Annotated in this window: 14 protein-coding genes; 2 read left to right on the top strand and 12 right to left on the bottom strand. The window is 61.1% G+C overall.

All coding sequences use genetic code 11. The annotated features are described in order from the left end of the window. Window positions 1-44: 44 nt before the first annotated feature. The 7 genes from arfA to GGQ68_RS11345 all read right to left on the bottom strand — a co-directional run bounded on the left by arfA (window position 45) and on the right by GGQ68_RS11345 (window position 7,668). Window positions 45-1,562, bottom strand: coding sequence for an arabinosylfuranosidase ArfA (gene arfA / locus GGQ68_RS11375; RefSeq protein WP_183966066.1), 1,518 nt, complete (start codon window positions 1,560-1,562; stop codon window positions 45-47). A 66-nt stretch (window positions 1,563-1,628) separates the two neighbouring features. After that, window positions 1,629-2,594, bottom strand: a complete 966-nt coding sequence (locus tag GGQ68_RS11370) for a LysR substrate-binding domain-containing protein (RefSeq protein ID WP_183966064.1) — start codon at window positions 2,592-2,594, stop codon at window positions 1,629-1,631. A gap of 303 nt (window positions 2,595-2,897) precedes the next feature. After that, window positions 2,898-3,299: a PaaI family thioesterase gene (locus GGQ68_RS11365; protein ID WP_183966062.1), complete on the bottom strand. Its 402-nt coding sequence runs from the start codon at window positions 3,297-3,299 to the stop codon at window positions 2,898-2,900. After that, window positions 3,292-4,314: a phosphotransferase family protein gene (locus tag GGQ68_RS11360; RefSeq protein WP_183966060.1), complete on the bottom strand. Its 1,023-nt coding sequence runs from the start codon at window positions 4,312-4,314 to the stop codon at window positions 3,292-3,294. The genes GGQ68_RS11365 and GGQ68_RS11360 overlap by 8 nt, the downstream gene beginning before the upstream one ends. After that, window positions 4,307-5,533 carry an acyl-CoA dehydrogenase family protein gene (locus GGQ68_RS11355; protein ID WP_183966058.1) on the bottom strand — a complete coding sequence of 409 codons (1,227 nt, stop codon included), beginning with the start codon at window positions 5,531-5,533 and terminating at the stop codon, window positions 4,307-4,309. Before GGQ68_RS11355 ends, GGQ68_RS11360 begins: the two co-directional genes overlap by 8 nt. Before the next feature lie 67 nt (window positions 5,534-5,600). Continuing rightward, window positions 5,601-6,053, bottom strand: coding sequence for a MaoC/PaaZ C-terminal domain-containing protein (locus GGQ68_RS11350; RefSeq protein WP_183966056.1), 453 nt, complete (start codon window positions 6,051-6,053; stop codon window positions 5,601-5,603). After that, a complete protein-coding gene (locus GGQ68_RS11345; RefSeq protein WP_183966054.1) occupies window positions 6,043-7,668 on the bottom strand; it encodes a long-chain-fatty-acid--CoA ligase in 1,626 nt (541 codons plus the stop codon). Before GGQ68_RS11345 ends, GGQ68_RS11350 begins: the two co-directional genes overlap by 11 nt. 111 nt (window positions 7,669-7,779) lie before the next feature. Here GGQ68_RS11345 and GGQ68_RS11340 point away from each other — a divergent pair, with 111 nt between their 5' ends. Then, window positions 7,780-8,799, top strand: coding sequence for an NADP-dependent oxidoreductase (locus GGQ68_RS11340; protein WP_183966052.1), 1,020 nt, complete (start codon window positions 7,780-7,782; stop codon window positions 8,797-8,799). Window positions 8,800-8,824: 25 nt separating this feature from the next. Here the strand turns inward: GGQ68_RS11340 and GGQ68_RS11335 are convergent, their stop codons facing one another. The 5 genes from GGQ68_RS11335 to ccrA form a co-directional block, all read right to left on the bottom strand. Continuing rightward, window positions 8,825-10,360, bottom strand: coding sequence for an ATP-dependent DNA helicase (locus GGQ68_RS11335; protein ID WP_183966050.1), 1,536 nt, complete (start codon window positions 10,358-10,360; stop codon window positions 8,825-8,827). Between the two features lie 94 nt (window positions 10,361-10,454). After that, window positions 10,455-11,093: an acyl-homoserine-lactone synthase gene (locus tag GGQ68_RS11330; protein WP_183966048.1), complete on the bottom strand. Its 639-nt coding sequence runs from the start codon at window positions 11,091-11,093 to the stop codon at window positions 10,455-10,457. A gap of 139 nt (window positions 11,094-11,232) precedes the next feature. Then, a complete protein-coding gene (locus tag GGQ68_RS11325; protein ID WP_425502976.1) occupies window positions 11,233-11,952 on the bottom strand; it encodes a helix-turn-helix transcriptional regulator in 720 nt (239 codons plus the stop codon). After that, window positions 11,900-12,106 carry a hypothetical protein gene (locus GGQ68_RS11320; RefSeq protein ID WP_183966046.1) on the bottom strand — a complete coding sequence of 69 codons (207 nt, stop codon included), beginning with the start codon at window positions 12,104-12,106 and terminating at the stop codon, window positions 11,900-11,902. Before GGQ68_RS11320 ends, GGQ68_RS11325 begins: the two co-directional genes overlap by 53 nt. Before the next feature lie 239 nt (window positions 12,107-12,345). Further along, the gene (gene ccrA, locus GGQ68_RS11315) at window positions 12,346-13,632 is read right to left on the bottom strand and encodes a crotonyl-CoA carboxylase/reductase (protein WP_183966044.1); all 1,287 of its coding nucleotides are present in this window, start codon (window positions 13,630-13,632) and stop codon (window positions 12,346-12,348) included. Between the two features lie 569 nt (window positions 13,633-14,201). Here ccrA and GGQ68_RS11310 point away from each other — a divergent pair. Next, window positions 14,202-16,166, top strand: a complete 1,965-nt coding sequence (locus GGQ68_RS11310; RefSeq protein ID WP_183966042.1) for a protein meaA — start codon at window positions 14,202-14,204, stop codon at window positions 16,164-16,166. Window positions 16,167-16,201: the final 35 nt, after the last annotated feature.

Below are 16,201 nucleotides of genomic sequence, written 5' to 3'. Positions count from 1 at the left end.
GCTCCCCCCTGTCAAATCTGCGCTCCCTGCCTCCTCACGCTGTTTCACCCGACTGACAGCCGAATGACACTGTATGAAAAGGCGGGCAGTTGACCCGTCAGACCGCCGTCCTCCACCGACAGCTTGTCGCCTTTGCGCGGTTTCACCAGATCGGGTTGCGCACAGGTGTTGGCGACCCGGGCCTGCGATGCGTCACCGCCCATCACCTGATGGTCGATCAGGGTCACATTGGTGAAGCCGTGCAGCGCCATGTTCAGGTCCATCTCGGTTTCCAGATGACGGTTGATGGCAAAGACGGTGATCTCCTTGCCACCCGGTGCCAGCACCGCCGCCACGTCGAGGTAGTTCACATCCTGCGCCACCTCTGCATCGTAGCGCGGCCCGTCCACAGCCACGTTCAGCGCCGTGCCGCGCCCATACAGGCTGGCGAACTGGTAGGGATAGTAGATCGACGTCGCCCAGGCCGGGCCGCCGGTCTGCGTGCGGATCGGGGCGATCACATTCACCAACTGCGCGATGCAGGCGATCTTGACCCGGTCCGAACGGCGGATGAATTCGTTCAGCAAGCCACCGACAAAAAGCGCATCTTCGAGGTTGTAATCCTCCTCAAGCAACGCGGGCGCCTCCGGCCAGTCCCAGCTATGCCAGTTTTTTGAATCTTCTTCGCGGTTGTGATACCAGACGTTCCATTCATCAAAGCAGATGAAGACGTCGTTCTTCGCGCGCTTCTTGGCCTTCACATAGTCGATGACCCCGGCGATGGACTGGATGTAGCGCCCGGTCTCTTCGATCTTGGCAAAGTAATTCAGGGAGTTGCGGCTGGAATTGCCGAAATATTTGTGCAGCGAGATATAGTCGACGTTCTCGTAGCATTCCTCCAACACCTGCCGTTCCCAATCCGGGTAGGTCGGCATTTCGTCGTTTGACGAGCCGCAAACCACGGTTTCGATGCCACCGCCAAAGGCCTTCACCGCCTTGGACGTCTCATCGGCGAGGCGACCGTATTCCTTGGCCTCCATGTGGCCGATCTGCCAGGGGCCGTCCATCTCGTTGCCGAGGCACCACATCTTGACACCGTAAGGGTCCGCGACGCCGTGCGACCGGCGCAGATCGCTCCACGCGGTGCCGGACGGATGGTTGCAGTATTCGACAAAGTTGCGGGCGTCTTCGATGCCGCGGGTGCCGAGATTGACCGCCAGCATCATCTCGATGCCCGCCTCATCGGCCCAGCGGGCGAATTCGTTGATCCCGACCTGATTGGTCTCCTTCGAGCGCCACGCAAGATCCAGCCGCACGGGCCGGTCCGCCTGCGGGCCGATGCCGTCCTCCCACTTATAGGCAGAGACGAAGTTGCCACCCGGGTAACGGATCGCCGGAATGTCGAGCGCCTTCACCAGGTCAAGCACATCCTGGCGAAACCCGTGGGCATTGGCGGTGGGGTGATCGGGCTCGTAGATCCCGGTGTAAATCGCGCGGCCCATATGTTCGATGAACGCAGAGTAAAGTCGGTTGTCGATCTGCGCGAGCGCGAAATCCCGGTGGATCGTGGCACGAACCTTCATGTCCCCTCCCAAGGTATCAGTCCTGAAGTAAAAGCACCTTAGGCGGGAGTCGCGTTAACAAACAATTTACTTCTTGGCGTCTCGCCTTGACAGCATTGGTAACACCTCGCCCCTCATCTGCTGTTTGACCAAGGATAGCAGGCGTTCCGCCGCCGGCGACATCAGCCGGTCGGTGGGGCAGAGAATGTGATACGGCTCGATCGAGATCGGCTGCGTCGTTTTCAACAGGACCAGATCGGCGCTGTAGGGCGGGGACAGCAGCAGGTCCGCAACCTCCTGTGTCACCACCGCGATCACGTCCGAGTCGCGCAACAGCGACATGATCGCCACGACCGATGCGGTCTCGATGATGTTTCCCGGCAGGTCGGTGCCTTCCTCATGAAAGGCGATCTCCAGCGCGTGCCGGATCGGTGCGCCCTTGTCCTGCATGGTCCACATGTGGTTGCGCAGATCCCGCAGGGCCACCCCGTTGCGCCCCGCCACCGGATGCCCCTGCCGCACCATCAAAAACACGGATTCGTTGTTGGCCGGGTGAATGTCAAAATCCCGCGCATAGTCATACGGGCCGACCCGGCTGAGCGTGAAATCATAGGCCTGCCGTTCCAGCCCGCGCATCAACTGGGAGGACGTCGAGACATCCATCTGCACATCCACCAAGGGGGTATCGCGCTTCAGCGCAAGGATCGCGGGGATCACCGCAGCGAGCGCGGCGCCAGTGACCGCCCCGACCCGCACGGTGCCCGCCGTGCCGCCTTGATGAGACATGAAATCCTGCGCCATCTGGTCGATGTCATGCACCAGTTTGCGCGCGTGTCTGGACAGCACAATGCCCGCGGGGGTCGGCAACATGCCCTTGGGCCGTCGTTCAAACAGCTCCGTCCCGATCTGCGTTTCCAATTCGGCCAACATACGAGAGGCCGCAGGCGTCGTCATGTTACAGGCGCTGGCCGCAAGGCCCAGCTTTCCGTGCAAGGCGACGGCGGCCACCAATCGCAACTGCACCGGGCGGAGTGAATTCAGGTAAGTTTCCACGACGCTTCCCCCTTCTTGATGCCATCGGCACGCCGCGCCGCCGGTCCTGCCTCTGCGGTCGGCGATCTGGTACTCGGCTGCGACAAAATCGCCCGTTAACCAGCTTTTCGCCACGTCGGACGCCCCTGCCCCGCAAAGCTTAACATCCGACCGGTTTTTCGGCGCGAACCGGTCGGTTCGTCCTCTAACAATTCATGAACAGTCGGTCGTTCTGGTTAACGCCGTTAAGAATTGCGGCCAGGCGGGTCGATATGTTGTGTGCGGTCGCAGTGTTCATCACACCGCACGGCGCGTTAACCGGCCTCAGGACGGCTTGCGATACTTGAAGACGCCCGTGCCCTTGGCCACCAGTTCGCCGGTCTCGTCATGAACCTCGCCCTCGGCGAAAAATGTCGCCCGCCCGCCGCCGGTGCGCGTGCCCACGCCGGTCAAAAGCACGCCTTTGGGTCGGGAAATAAACTGCACATTCAGGGACAGGGTCAGGCACAGCTGCACCCGGTCCGGATCGCCGGTCCAGCATCCGGCGTAGCCCATGCAAGTGTCCAGGAGCGAGGCATAGACCCCGCCGTGCACGTTCATGTGACGGTTCATCAGATGGTGCTCGATGGGCAGCGCAATGCGGCACATATCGTGGCCCCAATCGGCGACAGTCATGCCCACATGTGCCTGAAAAGGATAGGGTTCTTCCTTGAAACGCTCATCCATATTGCTTGCGTGCCTCCCATCCAAGTTCCGCGAATTGGGGGACGTAGGCACCCAGCTTCATCGCCTTGTCAGGGTTCGCCGCGTTGCCGTCAAGCGCCCGCTTTTTCACCCCCTGCAAGATCGCCGCCATGCGAAAGAACGCAAAGGCCACATAGAATCCGAAATTGGACGGGGGCTCTATCCGCCTGTTCTTGCAATACATTTCAATAAAGCCCTCGTCAGACGGCAGGCCCAGCGCCGCCCGGTCCAATCCTGCCAGCCCGCGCCCGTCGACACCTGTCGGCAACTGCCACTGCATAATCACGCCCGCCAGATCCGCAAAGGGATGCCCCACGGTCGACAGCTCCCAATCCAGCACCGCGAGGCAATCCGGCCCGTTCTCGGAAAACAGCATGTTATCAATGCGGTAATCGCCATGCACCAATGTGCGCGGCCCGTCCTCCTGCGGCAGGTTCTCTTCCAGCCAACTCATCAGACGATCCATGCCCGGCTGCGCTTCGGTGGCGCTGGCACGGTACTGCTTGCTCCAGCGGCCAAGCTGCCGCGCGTAATAGTCGCCGGGCGCACCAAAGTCCGCCAGCCCCACGGCCTCCAGATCCACGTCGTGGATCGCCGCCAGAACCCGCGCCATTTCCGCCATCAATGCCGCGCGTGTTTCCGGCACCTCTCCCGGCAGGCTCGGGTCCACCAGATTGCGGCCCGACACATGGCTCATGACATAGAACGTCACGCCCAGCACCGCCTCGTCCTCGCAAAGCGCCAGCATCTTCGGCACCGGCACGTCGGTCTGCGCCAGCGCGGCTTGCACCCGAAACTCTCGATCCACGGCGTGCGCGGACTTCAAAAGCACCCCAGCCGGTTTGCGCCGCAACACATAAGTCCCTGACGCCGCGCGCAAAAGGTAGGTCGGATTGGACTGGCCCACCGCGAATTTCTCCGCCACCAGCGGCCCCTCGAAGTCCGCCACATGCGCCTGCATCCACCCGGACACGCGGGCCAGCTCGTCCTCAGTCATTGCTGTACTTCTTCAGCTCAGCCCGCGCCACTTGCCGACGATGCACGGCGTCCGGCCCGTCGGCAAACCGCAAGGTCCGCACATGGGTCCACATATGCGCGAGGTCGAAGTCCTGCGAAATCCCCGCCGCACCGTGCATCTGCATGGCCTCGTCGATGACCTTCCCCGCCATGAGCGGGGCCACGACCTTGATCTTCGAAATCCAGGGCTGCGCGGCACGGACGCCCGCAGTGTCCATCATCCACGCTGCCTTCAGGCACAACAGCCGCGCCATCTCGATCTCCATCCGGGCATTGGCGATGATATCGTAATTCGCCCCCAACTCGATGATCTTCTTGCCAAAGGCCTCACGCGTTTGACCCCGGCGGCACATCATTTCCAGCGCCTTTTCCGCCTGACCAATGGCCCGCATGCAGTGATGGATACGCCCGGGTCCAAGCCGCCCCTGCGCCACCTCGAAGCCCCGTCCCTCGCCCAAAACGATGTTGGCCGCAGGCACCCGCACATCGGTAAAGCGGAGGTGCATATGGCCATGCGGCGCGTCATCAGCGCCGAACACCTTCATCGGGCGCAACACCTCTATCCCAGGTAGATCCGGGTCCATGACAAACATGGTATGCCGGGCGTGCTTTGGCGCCTCGGGATCGGTGCAGGCCATCAGGATATACAGGCCACAGCGTGGATCCCCGGCCCCGCTGATCCACCATTTCTCGCCGTTCAGCACGTAGTCGTCGCCGTCCCTCACGGCAGAAAACTCAAGCTGTGCGGCATCAGAGGACGCCAGATCCGGCTCCGTCATCACGTAGGCCGACCGGATGTCGCCGGACAGCAAAGGTGCCAGCCAGCGGGCCTTCATCCAATCCGCGCCGTAGCGTTCCAGCACTTCCATGTTGCCGGTGTCGGGCGCATTGCAGTTGAACACTTCCGCCGCGATGCCGACCTTGCCCATCTCCTCGGCGAGGTAGGCGTATTCCACCGTCGTCAGCCCCAGCCCACGATCCGAATCCGTCAGCCAGAAGTTCCACAACCCGCGTTCCTTTGCCCGCTCTTTCAGGCCATCAAGGATCTCCAACTGGCGGGCGGTGTGATGAAAACGTCCGTCTGGATGCTGACCCACCTCGTCGTGGAACTCCGCATCCAAAGGTGCGATTTCGTCGCTGATCATGCGGCGCACCGCCTCCACCAGCGGTTTGACCCGCGTGGTCATGCCTAAATCCATATCACTCTCCCTCACCACAGCCCCGCGTCGGCTGCGGCGCGACCCGCGCGCCGCTAGCCCATCACGATTATGCCACGTAGACCCGCGTTATCCAGTTCGCCACAAGCGCCGGGCGTGTCTCGCCTTCGATTTCGACCTCCACGTCCCAATGCACGTCAAGCCAACCGCCTTCTTCCCCCTCCTCCGGTTCATCGACACCGGCGATGGAAAAGCGCCCTCTTACACGTCGGCCGACGCGTACGGGCGAAACAAAGCGAATGCGATCAAAGCCATAATTCACCGAGGACGCCACGCCAGCTATCCCCTTCATCACCTGATAAGACATGGCTGACAGCATCGACAGCGTCAGGAACCCATGTGAAATGGTGCCACCAAACGCTGATCTGGACGCAAACTCCGCGTCCAGATGGATGTCCTGCCAATCCTCGGTCGCATCGGCAAACGCCTTGACCCGCGCCGTGTCCAGCTTGAACCACTCGCTTTCTGCGGGGGCCATTGACCGCAGTTCATCAGCCAGCATCGGGCAACTCGTAGCCGTCAAAGCGCTGGCGAAGGGTCAGTTTTGACACTTTTCCCGTCGCTGTCAGAGGCAGATCGTCGACGAATTCCATCGCATCGGGCAACTGCCATTTGGCGACATGCTCCAACATCAAGGCGTGCACCTCCTCCAGCGTCGGGCCGCCGTCCTTGGGCACCACGACCAGCAGCGGGCGCTCCTCCCATTTGGGGTGCGACACGGCGATGACGGCGCAATTGGCGACCTTGGGGTGCGCCATGGCGATGTTTTCCAAGTCGATCGAAGAGATCCACTCGCCACCAGATTTGATCAGGTCCTTGCTGCGATCCTGGATGGTCAGAAAGCCATCCGCCGAGATGCTGGCCACGTCGCCCGTGCCGAACCACCCTTCTGAGGCGAACGCCTTTTCCGAAGCTTCCGGATTGTTGAAATAGCCCGAAATGATCGCATTGCCGCGCACGAAAAGCTCGCCCATGGCCGTGCCGTCCTGTGGCAACGCATTGCCGTCTTCGTCATTGATCTTCATTTCGACGCCAAAGACACGCCGCCCTTGCGTGGCCTTCAGCGACACACGCTCGTCAAAAGACAAGTCCATCCCGGCGGGCACCTGCGCATGCGTCCCGACAGGCGACATTTCCGTCATGCCCCAAGCGTGGCAAACGTCGACCCCCTGGCGCTCGAAGAAGTCGATCATCGCACGAGGGGCAGCGGAGCCGCCGATCACCAGCTGCGACAGCGCCTCCGGTGGTTTGCCCTGCGCCTCGACTTCGGCGCGCAAGCCCAGCCAGACCGTCGGCACGCCCCAGGATGCGGTGACCTGTTCCGCCTCCATCAGTTGGTACAGCGATGGCCCGTCCAGCTTTGGCCCCGGCATGACAAGCGACGCCCCCACCAGCGGCGCCGCATAAGGCAGCCCCCAGGAATTGACATGAAACATCGGAACAACCGGCAATATGCGCCCGCCTTCGTTCAGCGATTTTGGCAGCGTCACAGAGATAAACAATGCGTGCAAAACGGTGGAGCGATGGGAATACAAGGCACCCTTCGGATGGCCCGTGGTGCCCGAGGTATAACACAGCGAGGCGGCGGTATTTTCATCAACCAGCGGCCAGTCGTAGCTGTCCGCTTGCCCGTCGAGCAGATCCTCGTAGCACAGCAGGTCCAACGCGCTGTCGGGCATGTGGGCCCGGTCCGTCATCACAACCAGTTGCAGGTCTTCGGGCAGGTGTTCGGCCAGTGCTTCGATGATCGGAACAAAGGTCAGGTCAACACACAGCACCTTATCCTGCGCATGGCCGATGATATACAGCATCTGCTCGGCAGACAGCCGTGGGTTGATCGTGTGACAGACCGCCCCCATGCCGCTGATGGCATAATACAGCTCGAAGTGGCGATAGCCGTTCCACGCCAAAGTGGCGACACGGGTGCCCATGCCAACGCCGAGGCTTTCCAATCCATGCGCAAGTTGCGCGGTGCGCTTGTAGGTGTCCTTGTAGGTTTGCCGGTGAATGTCGCCTTCTGTGCGCTGGGAAACGATCTCTCCCTTCGGGTGCGCGGTGGCAGCATAGTCAAGAATCTCGATGATCCTCAACGGCATCTGCATCATCATGCCCTGCATCTGGCCCTCCCTTGCCGTCGTCAGTCGTTGACCTAGACTGCGCAAGATGCGCGGCCCTGCGCAACCGGTTTTCATACCCGTCCCACCAGGACGTGACGTAGAGGAGGTCCCATGACCGATCAAATGACCCGCATCACCCTTGCGCGCCGCCCCGAAGGCACCCCCGTGCCAGAGGATTTCGGGCTGAAAAAAGGCCCCCTGCCCGAGGTTTCCAAAGGCGAAATGCTGGTGGAGGTGCAGACCCTGTCGCTCGACCCCTACATGCGCGGTCGGATGAATGCGGTCAAAAGCTACGCCGCCGCGACGGAGATCGGCGATACCATGCCCGGCCAAGGCGTGGGGCGCGTGATCGCGTCGCAGGTCGACGGGTTTGCCGAGGGCGACATCGTGGTTGGCGCCACCGGCTGGGCGAGCCACGCGGTGCTGCCCGGCGATGGCGCGTTCAAGTGGGACAAGGCTGCGCCGCCATCCACGGCGCTTGGCGTTCTGGGGATGCCGGGCTTCACCGCCTGGACGGGATTGCGCGAATACGGGCGGCCCAAGGCCGGCGAAACGCTGGTCATCGCCGCGGCCACCGGCCCCGTAGGTGCAATGGTTGGACAACTGGCCAAATCCGCCGGTCTGCGCACCGTGGCCGTCGCGGGCGGGGCCGAAAAATGCCGCCTTGCCGTGGAAAAGTTCGGGTTCGATGCGGCGGTGGACCACCGCGCCCATGCGGACGAAAGCGCCATGCGCAGTGCTTTGGCGGAGGCGTGTCCGGATGGCGTAGACATCTACTGGGAAAACGTTGGTGGAAAGGTGCTTGCGGCCGTCATGCCGCTCATGAATGACCATGGGCGCATCCCGATTTGCGGCACAATCGCGTGGTACTCCGGCGTCAATTCGACAGAGGACCGACTGCCGATGGCGTGGCGCAACATTCTGACCAAACGTCTGTCCGTGAACGGATTCATCATCTTCGATCATTGGGATGACTACCCTGATTTCGTCGAGAAACTCGCGCCCAAGGTGGCCGCAGGCGACATTGCCTACCTTGAAGACGTGACCGAGGGACTGGAAAACGCCCCGCAAGCCTTTATCGCCATGCTCAGCGGCGGGAACACCGGCAAGACACTGATCAAAGTGTCCTGACGGGCGCAGATCCTCGGCGCGCCGGTCACAGATCCGGCGTGCCTTCCATCTCCAACGCCAGCGGCGCGGGCGTGCCGCCAAGGTCATCTATGCGCAGCTCGCCCGTCGGCTTGGACAGGCGGTTGCGCACCACCCAATAAAGCCGCGATTGCGCGCGGGTGATCGCCACGTAGGCCAGACGTTTCCACAAAGGTTGGCCCGCCTCGATCCGCCCCATGCGAGCAGCGGTGTACAGGTCCGGCGCAAAGACCTGAACGTTTTCCCATTGCGAGCCTTGCGCCTTGTGGATCGTCACAGCCGCGCCGTGCAGGAACGTCGCGCCCATGCGCGCGGCAAAGGGGATGAAGGGTTCTTCCTCATCGGGCTTCTCGATCTTGACGATGGAGGCGGCAGACACTTGCGGCTCCACGGCCCCCACAACATGCAGCTTGGAAAATCCCGGCTTTCGGCCCGGTCCGAGGTATATCACCTGCGCGCCCTTGATCAGGCCCCGCGCTTCCAGATCAAGCCGCTTTTTACGGTGTTTCAACGGCAGCTCAAGGCCGTCGCAGATCAACGGCTCCCCGGGCAGCAAGCTGTCGAGCGGCGCGTTATGGACGTTGCGGAATGCGTTGAGCAACCGAATGCGCGTGGCATTTCGCCAGACCAGAACCGGCGAGCGCGCCATCAGATCGACCTCCACCCGCTGCGCGTAAACCACACGATCATCGCGGCGAGAGATGTCTTCGACCATGTTCTCGAAATCTTCGAAGCCCATCTGCGGATCGGCGAGCGCATGGGCAAGATCGAGGATCGGGTTGTCCGCCTCCTGCCGGTGCACGCGCTTAAGCTCCAGCTTGTGCTTTTCCGGGATGCCGTCGAACACCATCTGTCCCGACTGGCCCACCGGAGCAAGCTGCGCGGGATCACCGAACAGGATCAGGTTGGGAAAGATCTCTTGCAGATCTTCGAATTGCTTTGCATCCAGCATGGAGGATTCATCGACAAAACCGATGTCGAGCGGTTCATCCCGACGTTTCCATCCGGTGATGAAATCCGACCCCCGCAGACCGGCCGCAGCCAGAGCGGCGGGAATGGATTTGTGGATCTCGTAAGAGGCCAGCGCGCGGGCCAGTGCCTCCTCGGTGAGATCTTCCAGCTCTGGCGCGTCGCCCTCGCCTGTCAGCCAGTCCGCGACCTTCTCGTATTCCGGATCGTAAACCGGTTTGTAGATGATGCGGTGAATGGTGGTGGCTGGCACGCCGCGCATCCGCAGGACAGAGGCTGCCTTGTTCGTGGGGGCGAGCACGGCCAGCGTGCGCGAGTCGGAGGCCTTGCGACTTTCGTAATCGCCGGAGACGATCTCGATTCCGACGCCCTCCAGTGCCTTCACCAGTTCCGACAAAAGCAAGGTCTTGCCGGAGCCCGCTTTGCCCATCAGGGCCATGACGCGGGCGTCGCTGTCCTTGGCAGGCAGGCAGACGCCGCTGTCCAGATCGACCCCTGCCTTGCGCAGCATGTCCGTCACGCGGTCATGGGCTTCGGCCTGATCTTCGGAGAAGGTGATTGCTGTGCTCGACATGGCGCGCACCCTATCTGCACGGCCCGGCGGCGACCAGATGCGAAAAAGCGCGCGACGGCAGCATCGCGCGCTTTTGTTCAGGTTGCGGGTCGGATCAGGCGGCGACCAGACCGGCCTCGTCGATGATATCTCCGAAGGAGCGTTCAAACCAGCGCTTGGAAAGTTCCGGGGAAATCCCGGCCGCTTTGGACACTTTCGCCTGCGCTTCGGCAGTGAACTCCCAAAGGCCCACGGCGATCATGGACCGCCCCTCGCCCTCTTGGCCCAGAATCTCCGGGGAGGACCCGATCCGCTTGTAGATGCGGACCATGCGCGCATCGAAGACGCCAACATAATGCTCGACGCCGAATTCCTGCATGACCTCGCCCCCGGCCAGCATCAGCGCCGCTGCAACGCCCGGCGTGGCCGAGCGGGACAGACAGAAGCGCGTGCATTCCCAGATCAGCGGGCTTTCGATGCGCACGCCATCCGTCAGGTGGATGAAGTGATCGTTCACCATGGTGCGCCCGATGGTGGGCAGCAGGCGCATGGACCCGCCATGGCTGCCGTCGGCATTTTCCCAGATGACATAAAGCGGGTTTTCGGTGTCGTATTCGTCGCGCTCGAACCCCTTGTCGTCGACGGTGACCGCCCAACCGAGGCGCGTCTTGAATTGGTCGGCCCGGTCAAGAAACATTGTGCGGGCAAGTTTGGGGAAGGTGTGCAGGTCGTTGCCGTAGATGTAGCGGATCATGGGTCTTTCCTTCGCGGTGATGCGTTGATGAAAGAACCCTGCAAGTTTGGTGGTTAAACGATTCCACGAGCCACGCACGGGTGGGTAAGGATTGGTTTACCATCCCTCGCCCAAGGTGTTCGATTGCTTGGCAAATGTGTCAAATGACAATGACCCCACGGCTGAGCGCGCGGGCCACGGCATGGGTGGTGTTGAGCGCCCCCAGCTTGTGGCGTGCACTTTCAACGTACACCCGCAAAGTATGCTCGGAAATCGACAGAGTGTCTGCTGCCTGCGCCCTGTTGTAGCCAATGGCCAGAAGCGTCATCGCCTCGACTTCCCTGGGAGACAGTGACTGCGCGGGATCGGGCGCGCGGCCCGGTTCGAACTCCAGCGCTCTGGAGTTGAAATAGTGCGCCATGAGGATCAAGTCACGGCGGTTTTCCGTGGTGAATTGCTCCCAATCGTCGTCGTTGCCGTTGTGAGAGAGCGTGAAAAGTGCAAATTGCCCGTTCGGTCCCCGGATCGGAATGGAATAGCCTTGGTTGCCGATGCCGTGGGCGATGGCGTCTTCCAGAAATGCGCGGGCCGATTTGCTGGACCAATCCAGTCGCTTCCAATTCACGGGGTGGAAGCGCTGGTAGCAGCCCTGGATCACCGGATCGATCCGAAGATATCCTTTCTCGATATAGCGGTTGACCCATTCCAGATCATACGTGCCACAGCCATACTGCTCCCCCGCGCCGTTCACCCAATGATAGATGATGTGGTCGACACCATATTCGTCGCGCAGTTCCTCGATCAGACCCTGTAGATCATCCAGCCCGTCAGCGGATTCCAACCGTTCGATCAGCGTGTCCAGACGCGGCGCGTTTCGCAAAAACCCCAATACCGTTTTCCTTGGCAACGGACGTCAGTTCGGCCTGTGCGACGAAGGACGCGTCGTCAAGCTGTGCCGCCAAAGCAGGCATACCGTTGGCGCGCGCAAAGGTCTTCAGGTCAGTCAGTACGTCCAAGATCCAGTCATTTCCCATGGCAAGCCTCATACCCAAGTAGTTAACGATCCATTAACTTCACTTTAGCATGTGGAAAACAGCGCTCATATTCACTTAATTTCCCTCCCCAGAAATAGCGAGGGCGCTGTCAGCAAGTGTTTGAAATCTCATTGGCGCGGTCCAAAACGAGAACACGCCCGCGAACGCTGGGGCGATTCGCGGGCGTGTCATGAGGTCCGATGCGCGAGTCTTGCGACCCCACGGCACCGGGTCGCAGTTTACTTGCGTGCCTCCAGGCAATCCTCAAGCGTGCGCAGGCCGGTCTTTGGTGCCTGCACCAGAACGGACATATTGCCCGGCTTGTGCTCGTTTCGCAGCATCATCATGTGCGCATCCGGGATCTCGTTCCACGGGAACACTTGAGACATGCAGGGATCAAGGCGCCGCTCGCACATCAGACGGTTGGCAGAGCCGGCCTGCTTCAGGTTTGCGAAGTGCGACCCCTGCAAGCGTTTCTGGTGCATCCACATGTATCGCACGTCAAAGGTGCAGTTGAAGCCAGAGGTGCCAGCGCAGATCACGACAATGCCACCCTTCTTCACCACCAGTGTCGACACAGGGAACGTCGCCTCGCCCGGGTGTTCGAACACCATGTCGACGCTGACGCCCTTGCCGGTGATCTCCCAGATCGCCTTGCCAAACTTGCGGGCCTCTTTCAGCCAGTCGTTGTATTCCGGCGAGTTGACCGTCGGCAGCTGACCCCAGCAGTTGAAATCCTTGCGGTTGATGACGCCTTTTGCCCCCTGATCCAGCACGAACTGGCGCTTGGATTCATCGGAAATCACCCCAATCGCATTGGCACCGGCGGTGTTCGCCAGCTGGATCGCGTAGGAGCCGAGGCCGCCGGACGCCCCCCAGACCAGCACGTTCTGGCCCGGCTTGAGCTCGTGCGGGTGGTGACCGAACAGCATCCGATAAGCCGTGGCCAGCGTCAGCGTATAGCAGGCGCTTTCTTCCCACGTCAGGTGCTTGGGGCGCGGCATCAGCTGCTGGGCCTGCACCTTGGTGAACTGCGCAAAGGAACCGTCGCCGGTCTCGTAGCCCCAGATCCGCTGGGACGGCGAGAACATCGGATCACCGCCGTTACATTCCTCGTCGTCGCCGTCGTCCTGGTTACAGTGAATGACAACTTCGTCGCCCACTTTCCAGGTCTTCACCTTGTCGCCCACTTTCCAGACGATGCCGGACGCGTCAGACCCAGCAACGTGAAAGTCCTGACCGTGCACGTCGAAGGGTGAAATCGGCTGACCCAAGCCAGCCCAGACGCCGTTATAGTTCACACCGGCGGCCATCACGAGCACCAGAACCTCATGGGAGTCGATCTCCCATGTGTCGACCACTTCCTGCTGGAAAGACGTGTTGGGCTCGCCGTGCCGCTCGCGGCGGATCGCCCAAGCATACATTTTCTTTGGCACATAGCCCATCGGAGGCATTTCGCCGATTTCGTAGAGGTCTTTCTCCGGCGCCTCGTACTGCGCGATGCCCGTTTGCTGATCCAGTGCCATGTCGGCCTCCTGAGGGTCTGAGGTCGTTAACGTCTGCCGCGTTGTGCAGGTGCAGAATCGCAGCGCTGCTCCGAGAAATACGGACGCTTGCGCAACTTTGCAACATCAATCATAGCATTTTTGAAACTTTATAACCGAGCAGTCGCAGAAATTTCGGTGCGGCTGCAGCACAGATTCAGTTCTTGTCGTCGCTGGACGGTCGCGATTTTCGCCGTTGCGGCGGCTCTGCAACCACAAACCGCCTCACCGCCATCGCCCGATGCAGCGCGAAACCGTTCCAGATCGACCAATTGAGACAAACATGGGGTATGCCCCACTCGAAGTGCTTTGATGCCTGTTTGCGCCAAAGCTCAGGGGGCAAAGGCGCCTACCGGAATAAGACCTTCAAACCACTTGCGCGGGTCACCGGTGTCCGGACATGCTGCGATAGCAACGCCGCATCGCGGCGAATTGACAGGGACATAATGTTTCGCGTATTCCGTCATTAACGCAACAAGATTGCCCACACGTGATTCACGCCAACGGTCACCACAGACCCGCCCGCGCAAGTCCAGCCTGAGGAGGCCCTGATGACCGAGACCCAAAAAGACCGGCCCTGGTTGATCCGTACCTACGCGGGACACTCAACCGCGGAAAAATCCAACGAGCTTTATCGCAACAACCTTGCCAAAGGTCAGACCGGCTTGTCCGTGGCCTTCGATCTTCCGACGCAGACGGGCTATGACAGCGACCATATCCTCGCACGCGGCGAAGTGGGCAAAGTCGGCGTGCCCGTTTGCCATCTGGGCGACATGCGGATGCTGTTCCGGGATATCCCGCTGGAGCAGATGAACACCTCGATGACGATCAACGCAACCGCGCCATGGCTGCTTGCACTCTATATTGCAGTCGCCGAGGAACAGGGCGCGGACGTGTCCAATCTGCAAGGCACCGTTCAGAACGATCTCATCAAGGAATACCTGTCGCGTGGCACGTATATCTGCCCGCCAAAACCCTCGCTGAAGATGATCGGCGACGTGGCCGAGTACTGCTATAAGAACGTGCCCAAATGGAACCCGATGAACGTGTGTTCCTATCACCTGCAAGAGGCGGGCGCGACACCGGAGCAGGAGCTGGCTTTTGCGCTCGCCACCGCCATCGCCGTGCTGGACGAGCTGAAGCCACGCATCCCTGACGAGGATTTCGCCACCGTCTGCGGGCGGATTTCATTCTTTGTAAACGCCGGCATTCGGTTTGTGACGGAGATGTGCAAGATGCGCGCCTTCGTCGATCTCTGGGATGAGATCCTCGCAGAACGCTATGGAATCGACGACCCCAAGATGCGCCGCTTCCGCTATGGCGTTCAGGTCAACTCCCTCGGATTGACCGAACAGCAACCGGAAAACAACGTCTACCGCATCCTGATCGAGATGCTGGCCGTGACCCTGTCGAAAAAGGCGCGTGCCCGCGCCGTGCAGCTTCCCGCCTGGAACGAAGCACTCGGCCTGCCCCGCCCCTGGGATCAGCAGTGGTCCATGCGGATGCAGCAGATCCTCGCCTACGAAACCGACTTGCTGGAATTTGGCGACCTGTTCGACGGGAACCCGGCCGTGGATGCCAAGGTCGAAGCCCTGAAAGAAGGCGCGCGCGCCGAGCTGGCAAACATCGACTCCATGGGCGGCGCCATCGGGGCGATCGAATACATGAAGGCGCGCCTCGTGGATTCCAACGCCGAACGTCTCAACAAGATCGAGCGCGAAGAAACCATCGTCGTTGGCGTGAACAAATGGCAGCACGGCGAACCCTCGCCATTGATGGGCGAAGACGGCGGCATCATGACGGTCGACCCGGCTGTGGAAGAAGATCAGAAAGCGCGGCTCGATGCGTGGCGATCCGAGCGCGAGGCAGAAGCCGTCAAATCCGCCCTCACTGCCCTGCGCAAAGCCGCGCAAGCCGGCGAAAATGTGGTTCCCGCCTCTATCGACTGTGCCAAAGCGGGGGTCACCACAGGCGAATGGGCCGGGGAAATGCGTGCCGTGCACGGCGAATTCCGCGGCCCCACCGGTGTCTCACGTGCTGCGTCGAACAAGACCGAAGGTCTCGAAGACCTTCGCGCAGCCGTCGATGCCGTTTCTGACAAGCTGGGGAAACGCATGCGTTTTCTGGTCGGCAAACCGGGCCTCGACGGCCACTCCAACGGGGCAGAACAGATCGCTTTCCGCGCCCGCGATTGCGGCATGGAAATTGACTACGAGGGCATTCGCCTGACGCCGGAGCAGATCGTCACCGCTGCGCAACAAGGCGCCCATGTGGTGGGCCTTTCGATCCTGTCAGGCTCGCACATCCCACTGGTCGAAGACCTGATGAACAAGATGCGCGACGCCGGACTTGGCAATATCCCTGTGATTGTCGGCGGCATCATTCCCGACGAAGACGCCGCGCGTCTGACCGCAATGGGCGTTGCCCGCGTCTATACGCCAAAAGATTTCGAACTGAATACAATCATGAAAGACATCGTGACTTTGGTTGATCCAAAATCGGTCGCTGCAGAATGAAGTAGCTTTTCAGCCGCAGGTTGCCAATTGTCGCA

This window comes from Sagittula marina (assembly GCF_014196795.1).
GTDB classification, from domain to species: Bacteria; Pseudomonadota; Alphaproteobacteria; order Rhodobacterales; family Rhodobacteraceae; genus Sagittula; species Sagittula marina.
The sequence above is the reverse complement of the archived record's forward strand: the minus strand, read 5'-3'. Positions and strand labels throughout refer to the sequence as shown.

Bases quoted from the DNA above. Each gene is read 5' to 3' on its own strand.
- arfA (WP_183966066.1), bottom strand. From the start codon at position 1,562: ATGAAGGTTCGTGCCACGATCCACCGGGATTTCGCGCTCGCGCAGATC.
- GGQ68_RS11365 (WP_183966062.1), bottom strand. From the start codon at position 3,299: ATGGATGAGCGTTTCAAGGAAGAACCCTATCCTTTTCAGGCACATGTG.
- GGQ68_RS11360 (WP_183966060.1), bottom strand. From the start codon at position 4,314: ATGACTGAGGACGAGCTGGCCCGCGTGTCCGGGTGGATGCAGGCGCAT.
- GGQ68_RS11355 (WP_183966058.1), bottom strand. From the start codon at position 5,533: ATGGATTTAGGCATGACCACGCGGGTCAAACCGCTGGTGGAGGCGGTG.
- GGQ68_RS11350 (WP_183966056.1), bottom strand. From the start codon at position 6,053: ATGCTGGCTGATGAACTGCGGTCAATGGCCCCCGCAGAAAGCGAGTGG.
- GGQ68_RS11345 (WP_183966054.1), bottom strand. From the start codon at position 7,668: ATGCAGGGCATGATGATGCAGATGCCGTTGAGGATCATCGAGATTCTT.
- GGQ68_RS11340 (WP_183966052.1), top strand. From the start codon at position 7,780: ATGACCGATCAAATGACCCGCATCACCCTTGCGCGCCGCCCCGAAGGC.
- GGQ68_RS11335 (WP_183966050.1), bottom strand. From the start codon at position 10,360: ATGTCGAGCACAGCAATCACCTTCTCCGAAGATCAGGCCGAAGCCCAT.
- GGQ68_RS11330 (WP_183966048.1), bottom strand. From the start codon at position 11,093: ATGATCCGCTACATCTACGGCAACGACCTGCACACCTTCCCCAAACTT.
- GGQ68_RS11320 (WP_183966046.1), bottom strand. From the start codon at position 12,106: ATGGGAAATGACTGGATCTTGGACGTACTGACTGACCTGAAGACCTTT.
- ccrA (WP_183966044.1), bottom strand. From the start codon at position 13,632: ATGGCACTGGATCAGCAAACGGGCATCGCGCAGTACGAGGCGCCGGAG.
- GGQ68_RS11310 (WP_183966042.1), top strand. From the start codon at position 14,202: ATGACCGAGACCCAAAAAGACCGGCCCTGGTTGATCCGTACCTACGCG.